Annotated in this window: 18 protein-coding genes; 9 read left to right on the top strand and 9 right to left on the bottom strand. The window is 36.6% G+C overall.

Translation table 11 applies throughout. The features are described from left to right. Positions 1 to 71: 71 nt before the first annotated feature. From ABXQ82_RS03505 to ABXQ82_RS03470, 8 genes are all read right to left on the bottom strand, one after another. Entirely contained in the window at positions 72 to 1,466 is a 1,395-nt protein-coding gene (locus ABXQ82_RS03505; protein WP_367054915.1) for a CmpA/NrtA family ABC transporter substrate-binding protein, read from the bottom strand. Positions 1,467 to 1,729: 263 nt separating this feature from the next. Beyond that, complete coding sequence (locus tag ABXQ82_RS03500) at positions 1,730 to 2,479, bottom strand: Crp/Fnr family transcriptional regulator (protein WP_367054912.1); 750 nt, start codon at positions 2,477 to 2,479, stop codon at positions 1,730 to 1,732. Positions 2,480 to 2,628: 149 nt separating this feature from the next. Continuing rightward, on the bottom strand, positions 2,629 to 3,846 hold the full coding sequence (gene dsrP, locus ABXQ82_RS03495) for a sulfate reduction electron transfer complex DsrMKJOP subunit DsrP (RefSeq protein ID WP_367054909.1): 1,218 nt from the start codon (positions 3,844 to 3,846) through the stop codon (positions 2,629 to 2,631). 171 nt (positions 3,847 to 4,017) lie between these two features. Next, positions 4,018 to 5,145 (bottom strand): 4Fe-4S dicluster domain-containing protein, encoded by a 1,128-nt coding sequence (locus ABXQ82_RS03490; protein ID WP_367054906.1) that lies wholly within the window; start codon positions 5,143 to 5,145, stop codon positions 4,018 to 4,020. 38 nt (positions 5,146 to 5,183) lie between these two features. Beyond that, positions 5,184 to 5,795, bottom strand: a complete 612-nt coding sequence (locus tag ABXQ82_RS03485; protein ID WP_367054903.1) for a cytochrome c3 family protein — start codon at positions 5,793 to 5,795, stop codon at positions 5,184 to 5,186. Positions 5,796 to 5,799: 4 nt separating this feature from the next. Beyond that, positions 5,800 to 6,492 carry a nitrate reductase cytochrome c-type subunit gene (locus ABXQ82_RS03480; RefSeq protein ID WP_367054900.1) on the bottom strand — a complete coding sequence of 231 codons (693 nt, stop codon included), beginning with the start codon at positions 6,490 to 6,492 and terminating at the stop codon, positions 5,800 to 5,802. A 3-nt stretch (positions 6,493 to 6,495) separates the two neighbouring features. Further along, entirely contained in the window at positions 6,496 to 8,823 is a 2,328-nt protein-coding gene (locus tag ABXQ82_RS03475) for a molybdopterin-dependent oxidoreductase (RefSeq protein WP_367054897.1), read from the bottom strand. A 2-nt stretch (positions 8,824 to 8,825) separates the two neighbouring features. Then, positions 8,826 to 9,065 (bottom strand): hypothetical protein, encoded by a 240-nt coding sequence (locus ABXQ82_RS03470; protein WP_367054894.1) that lies wholly within the window; start codon positions 9,063 to 9,065, stop codon positions 8,826 to 8,828. Positions 9,066 to 9,192: 127 nt separating this feature from the next. On the opposite strand from ABXQ82_RS03470, the gene ABXQ82_RS03465 reads away from it, so the two are divergent. Genes ABXQ82_RS03465 through moaCB form a run of 9 tightly spaced genes read left to right on the top strand, consistent with a single transcriptional unit; the run spans position 9,193 to position 15,690 of the window. Beyond that, positions 9,193 to 10,374 (top strand): molybdopterin molybdotransferase MoeA, encoded by a 1,182-nt coding sequence (locus ABXQ82_RS03465; protein ID WP_367054891.1) that lies wholly within the window; start codon positions 9,193 to 9,195, stop codon positions 10,372 to 10,374. A gap of 24 nt (positions 10,375 to 10,398) precedes the next feature. Then, positions 10,399 to 10,797, top strand: coding sequence for a VOC family protein (locus ABXQ82_RS03460; protein WP_367054888.1), 399 nt, complete (start codon positions 10,399 to 10,401; stop codon positions 10,795 to 10,797). Between the two features lie 24 nt (positions 10,798 to 10,821). After that, positions 10,822 to 11,160 carry a molybdenum transporter gene (locus ABXQ82_RS03455; RefSeq protein ID WP_367054885.1) on the top strand — a complete coding sequence of 113 codons (339 nt, stop codon included), beginning with the start codon at positions 10,822 to 10,824 and terminating at the stop codon, positions 11,158 to 11,160. Positions 11,161 to 11,196: 36 nt separating this feature from the next. Beyond that, positions 11,197 to 11,937, top strand: a complete 741-nt coding sequence (locus ABXQ82_RS03450; RefSeq protein WP_367054882.1) for a sulfite exporter TauE/SafE family protein — start codon at positions 11,197 to 11,199, stop codon at positions 11,935 to 11,937. Further along, positions 11,938 to 12,522 (top strand): molybdenum cofactor guanylyltransferase, encoded by a 585-nt coding sequence (locus ABXQ82_RS03445; protein WP_367054879.1) that lies wholly within the window; start codon positions 11,938 to 11,940, stop codon positions 12,520 to 12,522. Then, entirely contained in the window at positions 12,506 to 12,739 is a 234-nt protein-coding gene (locus tag ABXQ82_RS03440; protein ID WP_367054876.1) for a MoaD/ThiS family protein, read from the top strand. The genes ABXQ82_RS03445 and ABXQ82_RS03440 overlap by 17 nt, the downstream gene beginning before the upstream one ends. A gap of 60 nt (positions 12,740 to 12,799) precedes the next feature. Continuing rightward, positions 12,800 to 14,365, top strand: a complete 1,566-nt coding sequence (gene moeB, locus ABXQ82_RS03435; RefSeq protein WP_367054873.1) for a molybdopterin-synthase adenylyltransferase MoeB — start codon at positions 12,800 to 12,802, stop codon at positions 14,363 to 14,365. Positions 14,366 to 14,399: 34 nt separating this feature from the next. Next, positions 14,400 to 14,747 carry a four helix bundle protein gene (locus ABXQ82_RS03430; protein WP_367054870.1) on the top strand — a complete coding sequence of 116 codons (348 nt, stop codon included), beginning with the start codon at positions 14,400 to 14,402 and terminating at the stop codon, positions 14,745 to 14,747. Positions 14,748 to 14,778: 31 nt separating this feature from the next. Then, on the top strand, positions 14,779 to 15,690 hold the full coding sequence (gene moaCB, locus ABXQ82_RS03425) for a bifunctional molybdenum cofactor biosynthesis protein MoaC/MoaB (protein ID WP_367054867.1): 912 nt from the start codon (positions 14,779 to 14,781) through the stop codon (positions 15,688 to 15,690). A gap of 284 nt (positions 15,691 to 15,974) precedes the next feature. On the opposite strand, the gene mnmD is transcribed toward moaCB, so the two are convergent. Next, entirely contained in the window at positions 15,975 to 16,658 is a 684-nt protein-coding gene (gene mnmD / locus ABXQ82_RS03420; protein ID WP_367054864.1) for a tRNA (5-methylaminomethyl-2-thiouridine)(34)-methyltransferase MnmD, read from the bottom strand. Positions 16,659 to 16,663 lie beyond the last annotated feature (5 nt).

Raw genomic sequence — 16,663 nt, 5'->3', positions numbered from 1 at the left:
TGCTGAACTTTTTTCAGTATCTCATTTTTATAGGATTTAAAACGAGTTCAGCACCACATATTTTAAAATGTTTACTGTACAGCTTTGTCTTTATTTCCAATTTTAAAGCTGTTGATATATACAATCGGATCTTTAGCATCATAAGATGTTCCATCAATAAAATCGGTAGTTGCCGGTTTGTAACCATCTGTCGTTGGAATATCTCCTGCGGGAATCTGTTCTTCTTCAACCAAAAGCTTTGCTGCTTTAGTCCAGATATCCGGTCTGTATATATCTTTAATTGTATTTGCATACCAATCTGCCGCTTTAGCTTCAGGAATTTGTCCCCATCTTCTCATTTGCGTTAAGAACCAAATACCATCAGAGTAGAACGGATATGTTGCATTGTATTTATAGAACACATTGAAATCTGGCATGTCACGTTTGTCGCCTTTTTCAAATTCAAACGTACCTGTCATAGAATTTGCCAATACTTCTTCTGGCGCACCAACATACTGAGACATGGCTAATATTTTCACAGCTTCTGCCCTATTGCTAGGTTCGTCCAACCATTTTCCAGCTCTAATTAATGCTTTTGTCACAGCGACCGCGGTATTTGGATAATCTTCAACAAATTTCTTTGTCATTACAAATACCTTTTCTGGGTTGTTTTTCCAGATATCATAATTTGTCACAACCGGCACACCAATACCTTTAAAAACGGCTTGCTGGTTCCAAGGCTCTCCTACACAATACCCATAAATAGTTCCTGCTTCTAGGGTTGCTGGCATTTGTGGCGGAGGTGTTACAGACAGCAACACTTCAGCATCAATTTGCCCTTGTACGTTATCTGCTGTGTACATACCCGGATGGATGCCTGCAGCAGCTAACCAATAGCGAATTTCGTAATTATGCGTAGAAACGGGAAATACCATCCCCATTTTAAAAGCTTTTCCAGAGTTTTTATAGTCTGTAATAACAGGTTTTAGGGCGTCTGCTTTAATAGGGTGGATTGGTTTTCCGTCAGCATCTTTTGGCACATTTGGTTTCATTTTGGACCAAACATCGTTTGATACGGTAATACCGTTGCCATTTAAATCCATTGAAAACGGAGTTACCAATGCTGCTTGACGCCCAAATCCTGCGCCAGCAGCAATGGGCTGACCCGCCAACATATGAGAGCCATCCAATTGGCCATCAATTACACGGTCCAACACATTTTTCCAGTTAGATTGTGCTTCAACAGACACAAATAAACCTTCATCTTCAAAAAACCCTTTTTCTTTTGCAATGGCCAATGGTGCCATATCGGTTAATTTGATAAAACCGAACGTTAATTGTGGCTTTTCAATAGCTAATGTTATCGTTTTTGATTTTTCTGCTACAACTTCCGCTGTAGTTGTTTTCTTTTTGTCATTTCCTCCGCATGAGAATAATAAAACTGCAACGGGTAAAACCCAAGTTGTTCTTTTTAGTAGAGATTTCATAATTGAATTGTTTTTTAATTAATCTAAGTATTAATACTTACACAGGGCAAATATATAAGTAGGTTGACTTCTATTTTATGATGAATACCATATTGAAACCTCTTTTTTTGACATATAAAAACCTGCTATTAAACAGGTTTAAAAAGCAAGACATTTATTTTCAGTATTTTAAAAGCGTACCCAGCTTATACGTAAGCATACGTAATCGAGAAAAATGAATAAATAATAGAAATTAATAAGCGCTAAAAAATACCCCGCTCAGTTTAAGTATCAAGGAAATAATTATGTTCGCTAATCTCCTTTTTTAATAATTGAACATCCGTAATACCAATCTTCCTTCCTTTAGCGAAAATAAGGTTCTCTTTTTTTAATGCTGAAAAAATGCGAATAACTTGTTCCTCTGTGGTGCCTGCATAATCCGCATATTCTTTTCTGCTCAGCGGTAAATTAAGAAACCCTCTCAAATCCCCAAATTTTCGGTGTATGTATAATAAGGTGTCAATCACACGTTCCCGAACCGTCATTTGCGAGATGGATTTTACTTTGTTCTCACTTCTGTTCAATTCGTTAGCATAGAACAACATCATGTCATAGGTAAACTTTGGATTATTCAAAAGTGTGTATTGGAGATGTTCTTTTGAGAAATAATGCAACTCGGAGTCTGTCAGGGCTATAGCTCCAATAGAATAGTACTCTTGGGTGCCAAACCCACGATGACCAATAATTTCACATGGTTTTGCAAAACGTACAATTTGTTCACGCCCGTTAATGCCTGTTCTGATCACTTTTACAACGCCACTTTTTATAAAGAAAAGCCCATTAACAGGAGCGCCCTCCATGATAAGCTGCTGTCCCTTTTTACATTTTAAGATGGTGCTGCTCTGAGGAAGTTCGGAATTAAAAAGTAACTCTGAATTGTTATGGATCAAGCAGCTGGCACTTTTACAGACTGCACAAGTCCCCGCAATAACAGTTTTGGAATCTAATTTATTTTGAGCAGAAGTCGATTGCATTACGTATTAAGTTCAATATCAAAAATACGTAATAATACTTAGTTTTAAAACATAGAAGCTTAGTTTTGAGAACATCTCAAAAAATGGCTACTAAAATTAATCAATTCCTTTTTTTGACTTTCTCTAATATCAAAATTATAATAAAAGATCTATTTTTTATACCGAAGTTTCCCCAATTCAATACCAATTGCTGTTTTTGCCAGTATGGTAAACACAAATGCTCCCATGGCCCAAATACCAAGAGTTACCCCTATTTCAATACCTGTTGGTGTGTATTCAGCTATTTTACCATAAGGCCCTGGTATAAAACCGGGAACAATCAATCCGAAACCTTTTTCAATCCAAATGGCGATAAATAATATAAAACAACAGAAAAATAGGACTTTAAAATTATTCCGAAGTTTGTGGAATGTCAATAGAACAGTTGCTAAAACATTCAACGGTATAGCTGTCCAAATCCAAGGTAACAATGCATTTTTTCCATGTAATCCGAAGAATAAATAATATGCACTTTCACTATGGTGTGTTGGCGCATAAAACTCTTTAAACAATTCTGAAATCAACATAATCAGATTTATTTGGGCAGCAACAGTAACCACCATTGCTATTTTTTTGATGGTCTTATCCTCAATTTTAAAGGCGGTATGTGTTCTAATAATGGCCAATACCAAAATGATCAACGCAGGTCCCGCAGCGAATGCAGAAGCTAAAAACCGAGGTCCCAACAAAGCGTTGTTCCAAAATGGACGCGCTTGCAACCCTTGGTATAAAAATGCAGTTACTAAGTGAATTCCAACGGCCCAAAACACAGATAAAATTGCTCCGGGAACATAAACACTCGCCTTAGATTCCTTTCCTTGGTAATGTCTGAACAAAATATAAAATGGAATAGTAATGTTTAAAAACAGATAGCCATTAAGTACCAATACGTCCCAGGTCAGCATCGAATTCGGAAAATTAAACACGCCAATACCCGGTATCATATGCCACAACACCGATGGTCCTCCCATATCAGCAATAACAAATGCTAAACACATAATTAGTGCTGCTACTGCTAATCCTTCACCAATTAAAACGGCTTGTTTAAAATCAATATCTTTAAGTACATAAGTAGGCATTACTAACATTACTGCAGCCGCCGCAACACCAACTAAAAATGTAAAATTGGAAATATATAAGCCCCAGCTCACTCTATCTGACATGCCTGTTGCACTTAACCCTTGATCTAGCTGGATAGAATAACAATACATACCAACTAACATTATAAAAGTTAAAAATGCCATCCAAATGTGGTATTTTTTAGAACCGTGAGTAATAGCGTCCACACTATCAATTACTAAACTTTTAAAAACTTTTAATCGTCGCATATAAATTTTATTAAAAACTCTATATTTTCATTTGGGCGTTACCACAAGGGTCGGGCTTTCACTACTCGCTCCCTCCTACGTCGGGGAGCTCAAACAGACCGTTCAATCCCTAACGGGGGTTAGTACGCAATAACCAGTATTCAGTCCGCAATCTGCATAACTATTTGCCAACTAGTCCATAAAATACCAGAACTTAGGCTCCGTACCTAAATCTTCTTTCAATCGAAATACCTTTTTATTTTCTAAAACCCATCTAATGGTACTATCTGGGTCCAATAAATTTCCAAAAATTCTGGCGCCAGTTGGGCACGCTTCAACACAAGCAGGGTTTTTACCAGCTCTGGAACGTTGTACACAAAATGTACATTTTTCCATCACACCCTTTTTGCGCATTCGGTTTCCTAAATAATGTTGGTTTTTATTGATTTCCGTTTCTGGCACTTCTGGTTTGCTCCAATTAAAGCGCCTGCCATCATATGGGCAAGCAGCCATACAGTAGCGGCAACCCACGCACCAATCATAATCTATCACTACCAAACCATCGTCCTCTCTCCATGTTGCCGATACAGGACACACCTCAACACATGGTGGATTATCGCAATGAAAACATTGTGTTCCCATATAAAAATGACCTTCAGCAGGAACTTCATGGTAATAATTATCATCGGCTTCATTAAAATTAAAACCTTTGCCGTCTTTCATTTCATGGATCCTGATGTATTGCATTTGCGAATCCCTATCTTGGTTATTTTCCTCAACACAGGCATTCACACAATCCATATAGCCTTGACACTTTGAAATGTTGAAAGCATAACCAAACAGGACATCGTCTTCGGCATTTTTAGAAGACATACTAATATTTTTTCCCGTTCTCAATTCATACGAACGCATCAATCTTTCTACAGTACCTTTCTTCTCCTTATCATCCATCAATTTATAGTTGCCCTTAAATTGTTCTTCCCAATCTATTTGCGCTTTTTCCTTACTTTCCTCACCACTAACCACACTACAAGATGTGCTAACCGCTCCTGCCCCAATCAATAAACTAGCCGTTAGCTTTTTAAAAGCTGTACGTCTGTCCATTTTAACCTCAAACACCTGATCAAATCCATCTTTGGTACGCTCTTCTCCGATGGAAGCATTAATAGCCGCTTCTGCAAATTCTTCATCTGTCATTTGAGGAGGTTCTGAATGGGATCCACATCCTCCAGCCGTTTTTCCGCAGCCACAAGCCCCCGAAGGTTCTTGTTCCTTCTTACCTAAATTTAAAGAAAACCATTTTTTGCTATTGCTACCCATACCTTATATATTATTAAAACCTATTATGAAGTTTTTAATTATTCCCGTTCTTTTACTGTTTCTGTATTAAATCGTGCTGGCCACTTACTCGCAATTTGAGGCTTATGCGGATTATGGCAATTCACACAGGTCATAGATGCCCTTGGAGGCGCCCAACCACCAATACGTTTTCCATGTGCGCCACCTTTCCAATCTTCAAATTGTTTGGTGTGGCATTGGTTACATAAATTGTAACTGTTATTAAAATCGATGCTATGCCCCGTCAAACTTTTTAAATTATCCATATTATCAGGATTATGACAGGTAATACAATTCATGGTGTTTTTGTTTGCATGCACCAACTTAATATCCCAATGGGCTTTTTTAGCATCCCTACTTTGCATTTGTTGAAGCGGTTTTGAATGACACTCGGTACAAGCATAAGATGTGATCTGACCTCTTCGTTCTGGAATTAAAAACGTGTGCTCTCCTTCAGTAATCTCTATAGTTTCAATCCCCTCTAAATATTTTTCTGATGAAATAGAAGTGCCATGATAATTTCTGCCTTCAGCTTCAATTTTATCGGTTACACCATGATATTCGCCTTCTCCATGTTTACATGAACATAAAGCGACTAAAAGAATAAAGCTATAAACTATTTTGTTCATCATATAATTATTGTGGGCTATTAATAGCTCTTTTAAAAATTCCTATATCGGTCATCTCTTTATTGTTTGGCACGTGGCATTGTCTGCAATTGATGCGCTCTGGATGTGTTACCCTAATTTCCTTAGGCGCACTAGGGCCTGCATGACATGATAAACAATTTTCATGCATCTGAACTTGATGCGGAATTACAGGCGGACTGCCTTGAAGCGCATTATTAACTCCAACTTGTGGCGCTTCAACTTTATAAAAATTTGTGCCTTTAAATAATTGCTCGGTGTGCTGTGGCACATGACATTGCCTACAATTTACCATTTCAGGATGTGGCGTTACAGGTGCGTACGCATCAAACTTATTTACGAATCCACCGTTTTGATGACATTTCAAACACACATTTTCTCCCATGCTGCGCTCATTAGAAACAGGATGTGGAATACTTGGTGGTGCACCATGAAACGCTCGGTTCTTATAATAATCCTTTAAACTTCTTTGATGGTTTTCATCAACGGGCATATTGGCATAATCCAAGGCATATTGCGATCGCTGAAACACTCCCGTTTCCGAAGGAATTAAAGTTATTGGGTTCTCACTCTCAACAGGAATATAAGCTTCTTCCCGTCCCGTTTGATAACTGAAATTCCAAACCCAGATAAAGGCTATAAACAGAATGACAAATAATGATATGATACCTAATCGCTTCATAGATTATACTTTTTCAACTTTAACGGCACATTTTTTATAATCGGGCTGTTTTGAAATGGGACAAAAAGCGTCTAAAGTAATGTCATTTATCAACATATTTTCATCAAAGAAAGGCACAAACACCTGATTCCTTTCTGGCACACCTCTTTCATTTACCGATGCCGGTAATATGATTTCGCCACGTCTGGTAGTCAGTTTTACTTTATCCCCTGTTCTTATTTGCATGTCTTTGGCTTGTTGTGGATTTAACTCCACATAAGAATGGGGCACCGCTTTATGCAATACTGGAATTCTTCTTGTCATGGATCCTGAATGCCAATGCTCAATAACACGACCTGTAGATAACCAGAACGGATACTCGCTATCCGGCACTTCGGGAGCGGGCTCATACGGACGTTGCCATATGACCGCTCTTCCGTCAGGTTTTCCATAAAAATGGAATTTCTCCCCATTACTACATGCAGGGTCATATTCTGCATTAAAGCGCCATTGGGTAGATTTGCCATCCACATAAGGCCATTGCGCTCCAGGTTGTGATTTTAAAACTTCTAAAGGTGCCATCGCGTGTTTTTTGCCTTCATGATGCCTTCTGTATTCGTTATATATTTCTTCAATATGGGTGTCTTCTTTATAGTAGAATTGTTTTTCGTAACCTAGGCGTTTTGCCACTTCAATGATTTGCCAAGTATCGCTCATAGCCTCTCCTGACGGCTGTATCATTTGTTCAAAATACTGTGTGCGGCGTTCTGAATTTCCATACATTCCTTCGCGCTCTATCCACATGGCTGATGGTAAGATCACATCGGCAATATCGGTTGTTGGTGTTGGGTAGATATCAGAAACTACGATAAATCGTCCTTCTTTTTTAGTAGCGTCTCTATAGCGCTTCAGTTTAGGCATTGTAACCATTGGATTGGTAACCTGAATCCACATGAATTTTATATCGCCTCTATCCAAAGCCCTAAACATTTCAACCGTATGATAGGTTGGTTTCGGATCGATATTTTCAACAGGAACATCCCAAATTTCGGCAGCATGTTTTCTATGTTCCTCGTTCATGACCACACCATGAGGCAATTTATGGGTTAAAGTTCCCACTTCCCTTACCGTACCACAAGCACTAGGTTGCCCTGTTAAAGAGAACGGACTGTTACCCGGAGTTGAAATTTTTCCTGTTAATAAGTGAATGTTATACACTAAGTTGTTTATCCAAGTCCCTCTTGTGTGCTGGTTCATGCCCATACACCATAGCGACATCACTTTCTTGTTAGGATCGCCATAATAAGCAGCCATATATTTTATGTCCTTAGCCGAAACACCCGATAGTTTTTCAACTTTTTCAGGCGAATAATCTTCTAGGAATTTTTTATAGGCTTCAAAATCTATTTGCTCTGGTTTATCTGTAAACTTGTAGTTATCTTCAAGTCCGTAACCCATATCTGTAAGTCCTTTACTGAAACTACAATGCTTTTCAACGAACGACTTATTGACCCATCCGTTTTTTATAATTTCATAACAAATGGCATTGGCAACCGCTAAATCCGTATTGGGCTGAAAAATAATCGACTTATCTGCCGCCATACTCGTACGCGTGGTTCTGGTAGCAAAATCTATAATTTTAACACCTCTTTTTAAGCGCTGATCCAATAATCTTGAAAATAATACGGGATGCATTTCTGCCATATTATTGCCCCAAAGCACAAACACATCAGCATGATCGATATCTTCATAACAGCCCATAGGTTCATCCAAACCAAAAGACGTTAAGAACCCTGTAACCGCACTCGCCATACACAATCGCGCATTGGCCTCAACGTTATTTGTGCCTATACAACCCTTAAACAATTTTGAAGCTACATAGCCATCAGGAATGGTCCATTGTCCAGAACCATAAATGGAAACTGAATCTTTACCATGGTCTTTTATGGTTTCCTTCATTTTAGAAGCAATTAAGTCTAAAGCTTCCTTCATGGAGGTTTCTACGTATCTGCCGTTCTTTTTTACTAATGGCTTAGTCAATCGATCCTTCCCATAAATGGACATCACGGAATGATATCCTTTTACACAACACAAACCTTTATTTACAGGCGATTTTGGATCGCCTTTAACAGCAACTGCCTTTCCATTATCGATGCCCACCAACACACCACAGCCTACCCCGCAAAATCTACATGGGGCTTTTTTCCAATCTAAATTTCCGCCTTTTGGCAGGTTTTTTTCTTGTTCATCCGCAAATAAAATGCCCGGAAACATGGTGGCTGCTGCTGTCATTGCAGACATGATTGCCATTTTCTTTATAAAACTACGTCGGTTTGTTAACGAGGTGTACATACTTAATTTTGTTTAGGTGTATCAAATCCTGAAACCATCGCCAGTAATTTTAAACTGGCAATGGCTTCTATTTGTTCTTTTAAATTTTCGTCTTCGAATTTGTTTTCGGTCTCGGTTACTAGAATAAGTAAATCTTGATTTTCTGCAGGGATAACATCGCAGTTATTTATATGGGATAACGCATCAATGAGTTCTGTTTTTTTACCGTCATGTGGATGTGCTAAGTAACTTTTTATTGGCATAAGATGTCCATATTTTTTATCTAAAGTGTAAATCTCTATCAATTTAAGAAAAAATAAAGTGACAAATGTCATATAATAATAAAAAATCAATTCGCTATATTTGCTAGGATATAACGAAAAACAACTTATGATTTCTATTTCCGAAGCCATTTCAATAGTTAAAGAAAATGGAAAACCGCTTTTAAAAGAAACCACTAAATCTGTCGAAAAAGCTGGTGGTTATGTTTTGTTTGAAGATGTTTATTCACCTATCAATATGCCTCCGTTCAGGCAATCCGCCATGGATGGTTATGCATTGAATTTGCATGATAGTTTATCTTATAATTTAGTTGGAGAAATTAAAGCTGGAGATGGCCATCAACCTATTTTAAGAAAAGGAGAAGCCGTTAGAATTTTTACGGGAGCTCCAGTTCCAGATGCTGCAAATGCTGTTATGATGCAAGAGAAAGTGGAATCGAATGGAAATAACATCACAGTTGAACATCAAATTCCTTTAGAACATAATATTCGTCCGTTGGGAGAACAAGTAAAAACTGGAGCTATCGCCTTAAAAAAAGGCACAAAACTCACTCCTGCTGCTATCGGTTATTTAATTTCTTTAGGGATTACAGAAGTTTCAGTTTTGAAAAAACCAAATATTGCCATTGTAACCACAGGAAATGAATTGATTGAAGCTGGACAAGATTTAACGTATGGTAAAATTTACGAAAGCAATTCAAAAATGTTATTGAGTACATTATATAGTTTAAAATTTTACGATGTGACGCTTCATAAAGTTGAAGACGACTATGATAAAACTGTTGAAAAATTAAAAGTTGTTATCAACAAAAATGATTTGGTAATCATAACTGGAGGAATATCTGTTGGCGATTACGATTTTGTTGGAAAAGCACTAAAAGAACTGCAAGTTGAAGAACTCTTTTATAAAGTAAAGCAGAAACCCGGAAAACCTTTATTCTTCGGAAAAAAAGACGATACCCAAATTTTCGCATTACCCGGAAATCCTGCTGCGGCATTATCGTGCTTTTATGTGTATGTATATATCGCATTGCAAAACATGATGAACCGGGAAGATTTAGAATTACCTCGTGTTAAAGCTAAATCTATTTCAAAATTTGAAAAAAGAGGCGACCGTCCGCAATTTTTAAAAGCTATATATAATGAAGGAAACGTTGAAATTTTAGAAGGACAAAACTCATCGATGTTACAGACTTTTGCACTTTCGAATGCTTTGGTTTATATGAAGGATTACGATAATAAAATTAACATTCATGATGAAACCGAAGTTATTTTATTACCCGTCGTTTAACATGAAAATAAAACTGGATAAACTATGAAAGAAAAATTTAAACCTAACGGATACAATTCAGTATCTCCATATTTTGTGGTGGATGGTGCAAAAAAACTGATTAATTTATTAACGAAAATATTTGATGCAAAAGCATTGAGAACATATGATTTACCAGATGGCACAATTTTGCACGCCGAAATTAAAATTGACGATTCCGTACTTATGTTTGGGAATGCATCAGACAAATTTCCGCCAAATCAATTGCTGACCCATATTTACGTTCCCGATGTCGACAAAACTTTTGAAAAAGCGATGGACTTAGGTTGTGAACCCCTTGAAACACCCAAAGAAAGAGACGGTGACCCAGACAGAAGAGGAAGTTTTAAGGATTTTGCTGGAAATATTTGGTCCATAGGGACTCAGGTAAATGAAGAGACATAACAAAAAACAGCAATAGAAAACGCTATGAGCTACAAAATAAAAAGTCGCATCTGGATAGAATCTGATGAAAACGTACTCCTTGGAGAAGGTCGCGTACATTTGTTAAAGGCCATTCAAAAAACAGGTTCACTTTCAAAAGCAGCAAAATCCTTAAATATATCCTATAAAAAAGCATGGCAGCTGTTAGACTCTGTTAATAAATCAGCAAAAAAACCTGTAACTATAAACAGTATTGGTGGTAAAGGTGGTGGCGGTGCAGAATTAACGGAATACGGAAAATCCTTAGTTATCGCTTTTGATGAAATCAATAAAAATTGCTGGAAGTTTTTAGATAAACAACTTGAGAAAATTAAGCAACTTTAAATACTTAAGCGCACTTTATACACTTTTAACTTTTTTATGTTACAAAACGAAAACATATACCTCTTTTTACTCATCTTACCGATAGTATCGTTTCTATATTCTAGCGTAGGTCATGGTGGTGCGAGTGGGTATTTAGCCCTTATGGCATTGTTTTCATTTGCGCCAGAAAGCATGAAACCTACCGCCCTATTGCTTAACATTTTTGTGGCTGGCATTGCATTTTATTACTATTATAGAGCAGGCCATTTTAATAAGAAACTGTTTTTAGCATTTGCAATGGCTTCCATTCCTTTAGCATATATTGGTGGCACTTTAGAAGTAGATGCTTCAATCTATAAAAAAATACTGGCAGTATTATTAATTTTTGCCATTCTAAAAATGTTGAATGTTTTTGGAAGAGAGACTGATAACATCAAACAAATCAAAATCTGGCAAGGACTGATAGTTGGTGGCGTTATTGGGTTCTTTTCTGGGTTGATAGGTATTGGCGGAGGCATCATACTTACGCCTGTAATTTTGTTGCTCCATTGGGGAAAAATGAAAGAAGCCGCAGCAGTTTCCGCACTTTTTATTTGGGTAAATTCTGCATCAGGATTAATCGGGCAATTAAATAGTGGCGTAACCATTGAAAAAGCATCGTTTTTATTAGTTGCCATTGCACTTATTGGAGGTGTTTTAGGGGGTTATTATGGCAGTAAAATAATTAACAATCAAAGGTTACGGTATATTTTGTCCTTTGTATTAATCATAGCCTGTGCTAAATTATTTTTTACTTAAATGATAGAAAAGAAAAACATAACAGGCATTATTTTGGCGGGAGGCAAAAGCTCGCGTATGGGTACTGATAAGGGTTTTTTAATGTTGAACAACAAACCTTTTGTACAATATAGCATTGATGCTCTAAAACCTTTGGTGTCTGAAATTTTGATTGTTTCTGATGATTCTAAATATGATGTGTTCGGATTAAAACGCGTTAATGACACCTTGAAAGATGCTGGTCCTGTTTCAGGAATTTACTCGGGTTTAGAAGCTTCTTCTTCAGAATATAATTTGATTTTAAGTTGCGATATCCCATTGATTACTTCTGAAATTCTTCAAAAATTAATTGATACTATTGATGATACTTCCGAAGTGATTCAAATTGAAAGTAATAGTAAAACCATGCCGTTAATTGCATTATATAAAAGAAGCGTTAAAGATAAATTTTATGAATTTTTACAAAATGATGAGCGCCGATTACGGATTGCAGTAAACGCCTGTAAATCGAAAAATGTTGCATTAGAAAAAGAACACGAGTTTTCTACAATGAATGTGAACACAAAAAACGAATTAAAAGCAGTTGAAGATGCATATAAACATTAAATATTTTGGTCAAATAGCTGAAGTGACAGAGAAAGAAGAAGAGTCTTTAGAGTTTTCGGGCAGCTTAGTTTCTGAATTATTAGAAATGCTAAATGAAAAATATAGTGAACTGAAAAATAAAGATTTTCAAGTCGCACAAAATCAGGAATTGGTTTCTATTGAAGCCGAATTAACGGGAGATGAAATTGCTTTGTTACCTCCTTTTGCTGGTGGGTAGAAATATAGACCTGTCAGGTTTTAAAAACCTGACAGGTCTGAAAAAGTAGAAAAATAATAAATGACAGACAGATACAACAGACATATCATATTATCAGAAATCGGGCAAATAGGTCAAGACAAGATTTCCAACGCTAAAGTATTAGTCATTGGTGCTGGTGGTTTAGGCTGTCCTGTTTTACAATATTTAACCGCTGCTGGTGTCGGCACTATTGGTATTATCGATTTTGATGTGGTTGAATTATCCAATTTACAACGTCAGGTTTTATTTGGGACATCTACTTTAGGCAAAAACAAAGCTATTGCAGCTAAAGCGCGTTTAGAAGATTTAAATAGTGCCATTTCAATTTTCGCTTACGCGGAAAAATTAACGCATCAAAACGCTATTCATTTATTCAATCAATACGATATTATAGTAGATGGAACAGATAATTTTGAAACCCGTTACTTAGTAAGTGATGCCTGTATCATTACAAACAAACCTTTAGTGTTTGGGGCTATCTATAAATTTGAAGGACAGGTTTCTGTTTTCAACTATAACAACGGATCAAGCTATCGTTGCTTATTTCCAAATCCACCAAAACAAGGAAGCGTTCCAAATTGTTCAGAAATTGGTGTTTTAGGAGTACTTCCTGGAATTATTGGCAGTATGCAAGCCAATGAAGTTTTGAAAATCATTTTAAGTATTGGCAATGTACTCTCAGGAAAACTACTTTGCTATAATGCTTTAACCAGTAACACTTCAACCTTAAAAATAAATAGAAATGAAACGGCTATTTCTAATGTTTTAAAAGACAAAGAAAATTTCCATAAAAAAGAAATCAATTTTAAGTGTGACATAGAAGTGAACTCTCTTTCAATCGAAACTTTTTTATCAAAAGAAAATGTTCAATTTATTGATGTTAGAGAAGCACACGAGCATCCAAAAATTAAAGATTTAGCAGTTACTTATATTCCTTTAAGTGAATTAGAACATAGTTTAGACAAAATAGATAAAACGAAAAAGAAAGCTATTTTTTGTCAATCAGGAATACGAAGTAAACGTGCTGTAGAGTTGTTACAAGAACGGGATATACAAAACTGTTTTAGTGTTATAGAAGGAGCATCAGAAATAAATAATATAATATCAGCGTTAGACCCTTCAGGTTTTAAAAACCTGAAGGGTCTCCAAAACATAAAAATTATGACAAATAAAAAACCAAAAAGCGTATTTAAAGAGGGTGCTATAACTTCAGAATTCATAGGAAACTCAATTCACAAACACCAAACAAAAACAAGCATTGGTGCACATAATATTTTCTTAGGTCAAGTAAGAGCAGATGAAATAGATGGCAAAACAGTTTCCGCCATTGAATACACAGCCTATGAAGATATGGCAAACCAGAAATTCCACGAAATTAGAGAATCCGCTTTTGAAAAATTCGATTTAACCTGTATGCACATTTACCACAGTTTAGGAACCGTAAAAGCTGGGGAAATATGTCTATTTGTTTTCGTATCATCACCAAGACGAAAAGTGGTTTTTGAAGCTTTAGAATTTATAGTTGAAGCCATAAAAGCCGATGTTCCCGTATTTGGAAAAGAGATTTTTGAAGATGAAAGCCATCAATGGAAAGTCAACAATTAATTATTTTTTATTTACTATTTATTATTGAACTACCATGAAAGAACAATTAAAAACCAGAACCAAAGTATTTGCCCACAACTGTGTTAAAATAACAAAATCATTACCTAACACATACCTTTCTAATCATATTAGAGGTCAATTAATTAGATGCTCTACTTCTGTCGCTGCTAATTATAGGGCAACATGTATTGCGCAATCAAAACCTAGTTTCATTGCAAAAATCAGTATTGTAATAGAAGAAGTTGACGAGTCCAATTTCTGGTTAGAATTTGCTTTGGATGAAAATTTAATTGAGAAGAAAATAATAGAAAATTTATTAAAGGAATCTAGCGAATTGACAGCAATATTTATGGCTTCCAGAAAAACTGCAAGCAGGAAATAATCAATAAAAAATAATCAATATTCAATTCGAAATGGTCGATATCACACATAAAGTAACCACATTAAGAACCGCAGTAGCGCAAGCCATTGTTAAGGTCAGTAAGCCAGAAACAATTACTGCTATTGAAAACGACACCGTGCCAAAAGGCAATGTATTTGCTATGAGTAAAGCAGCTGGATTATTAGGTGTAAAACGTACTCCCGATATTCTACCCGATTGCCACCCCTTACCTATCGAGTTTACTGGTGTAGAATATAAAGTTGATGGATTGGAAATCACAGTTATTTTCACAGTAAAAACCATTTACAAAACAGGCGTTGAAGTTGAAGCGATGCATGGTGCAAGTGTCGTAGCACTCAACATGTACGATATGCTAAAGCCTATTGATAAAGGCATTGAAATCCACACCATAAAACTGGTCAACAAAAAAGGTGGAAAGTCCGATTTTAGAGATAAATTCAGAAAGGATTTAAGAGCCGCTGTTATTGTTTGTTCTGATACTATTTCGGCTGGCCATAAAGAAGACAAGGCAGGAAAAGCGATTATTAAAAAGTTGGAGGCATGTGATGTTAAAGTGTCGGAATATGTAATTATTCCAGATGAAGCTGAAGATATTCAACAAAAGGCAAAATCCTATCAAGAACAAGGGTTTGATATGGTCATTTACACAGGAGGAACTGGGCTTTCAGGACGAGATGTGACGCCAGAAGCCTTAATTCCGATATTAGACAGACGCATTCCGGGGATTGAAGAGGCTATCCGTAATTACGGGCAAGATCGTATGCCTTTTGCGATGCTTTCAAGAAGTGTTGCAGGAACGCTTGGGGATACTTTGGTATTGGCGTTACCGGGCTCAACAAACGGCGCAAAAGAATCAATGGATGCCATTTTTCCAGCGGTGTTGCATAGTTTTAGGATTTTGAAGGGGGCGAGACACGATTAGTTTTTCCCGCAAGGTCGCAAAGGTAGTAGGAATGATTACTTTATAATGAAACTGAAAATGTTCATTAAATAGCTATTGAATACTGCGACTGCGACTGCGACTGCGACTGAAAACTAAAAATTATCGCGCAAAGACGCGAAGGCGCAAAGAATTATTGCTTTTAAAACTTGACGGAAGACAGATGACTGATGACGGGTGGTTATGCAATGGTGGGAAGAATTGATGGCTGAATATTCAGATAAAAGCTAAAACTAACTGAAAACTGAATACGGCCAACTGCAAACTCATTTCGTGGCTCTAAGCATTTCCCGTTTTCCTGGAGGACCTTCAAGTCTTTCTACGGTAAAACCTACGGATTGCATTGCTCTACGTACGCTTCCTTTTGCTGAATAGGTTACTAGAATTCCTTTTTCTTTTAAAGCATTATACATGGCTTTAAATATGGGTTCTGTCCAAAGTTCTGGTTGTACTCTTGCTCCAAATGCATCGAAATAAATGAGGTTGTATTTGTTTTTATCTTTAATCTCATTGAACATTTTTTGTTGTTTCCTTAAACTGAAAAGCGAAGTTATTTCATGTTTTTCTTCCCATGAAAGTTTATGCAATTCTTCAAATAGAAGCTGTTTTTCCTTTACATTTAATTCCGAAGGATAGTTTAAAAGTAGTACTTCATCCGAAGGAACAGGATACCCTTCTACACCTGTATAATCAATATTTAAGTTTGATTTTTCGGCTTCTAAAAGTGCGATGAATGAATTTAATCCTGTGCCAAAACCTATTTCTAGAATGGAAATTGCTTGATGAGATTCTGAAACAAGTTCAGAACTAACGAAATGATGTAACCCATGTTTTATAAATACATGATAGGCTTCTTGAATGGCACCGTGTTTGGAATGGTATTGCTCGTCCCATTCTGGAAGGTGAATGGTTGTAGAACCATCGGCTGTTGTTATAATTTCTCTTTTCAAATTGA

The organism is Algibacter sp. 2305UL17-15, from assembly GCF_040720935.1.
Classification (GTDB): Bacteria; Bacteroidota; Bacteroidia; order Flavobacteriales; family Flavobacteriaceae; genus Jejuia.
This window is presented reverse-complemented; position numbering and strand designations above follow the sequence as displayed.

Excerpts from the sequence above, each read along its gene's own strand:
- ABXQ82_RS03480 (WP_367054900.1), bottom strand. The coding sequence starts at position 6,492 with ATGAAGCGATTAGGTATCATATCATTATTTGTCATTCTGTTTATAGCC.
- ABXQ82_RS03500 (WP_367054912.1), bottom strand. The coding sequence starts at position 2,479 with ATGCAATCGACTTCTGCTCAAAATAAATTAGATTCCAAAACTGTTATT.
- moaCB (WP_367054867.1), top strand. The coding sequence starts at position 14,779 with ATGGTCGATATCACACATAAAGTAACCACATTAAGAACCGCAGTAGCG.
- ABXQ82_RS03485 (WP_367054903.1), bottom strand. The coding sequence starts at position 5,795 with ATGATGAACAAAATAGTTTATAGCTTTATTCTTTTAGTCGCTTTATGT.
- ABXQ82_RS03490 (WP_367054906.1), bottom strand. The coding sequence starts at position 5,145 with ATGGGTAGCAATAGCAAAAAATGGTTTTCTTTAAATTTAGGTAAGAAG.
- ABXQ82_RS03475 (WP_367054897.1), bottom strand. The coding sequence starts at position 8,823 with ATGTACACCTCGTTAACAAACCGACGTAGTTTTATAAAGAAAATGGCA.
- ABXQ82_RS03505 (WP_367054915.1), bottom strand. The coding sequence starts at position 1,466 with ATGAAATCTCTACTAAAAAGAACAACTTGGGTTTTACCCGTTGCAGTT.
- ABXQ82_RS03465 (WP_367054891.1), top strand. The coding sequence starts at position 9,193 with ATGATTTCTATTTCCGAAGCCATTTCAATAGTTAAAGAAAATGGAAAA.
- ABXQ82_RS03470 (WP_367054894.1), bottom strand. The coding sequence starts at position 9,065 with ATGCCAATAAAAAGTTACTTAGCACATCCACATGACGGTAAAAAAACA.
- ABXQ82_RS03455 (WP_367054885.1), top strand. The coding sequence starts at position 10,822 with ATGAGCTACAAAATAAAAAGTCGCATCTGGATAGAATCTGATGAAAAC.
- dsrP (WP_367054909.1), bottom strand. The coding sequence starts at position 3,846 with ATGCGACGATTAAAAGTTTTTAAAAGTTTAGTAATTGATAGTGTGGAC.
- ABXQ82_RS03440 (WP_367054876.1), top strand. The coding sequence starts at position 12,506 with ATGCATATAAACATTAAATATTTTGGTCAAATAGCTGAAGTGACAGAG.
- ABXQ82_RS03450 (WP_367054882.1), top strand. The coding sequence starts at position 11,197 with ATGTTACAAAACGAAAACATATACCTCTTTTTACTCATCTTACCGATA.
- ABXQ82_RS03430 (WP_367054870.1), top strand. The coding sequence starts at position 14,400 with ATGAAAGAACAATTAAAAACCAGAACCAAAGTATTTGCCCACAACTGT.
- ABXQ82_RS03445 (WP_367054879.1), top strand. The coding sequence starts at position 11,938 with ATGATAGAAAAGAAAAACATAACAGGCATTATTTTGGCGGGAGGCAAA.
- ABXQ82_RS03460 (WP_367054888.1), top strand. The coding sequence starts at position 10,399 with ATGAAAGAAAAATTTAAACCTAACGGATACAATTCAGTATCTCCATAT.
- moeB (WP_367054873.1), top strand. The coding sequence starts at position 12,800 with ATGACAGACAGATACAACAGACATATCATATTATCAGAAATCGGGCAA.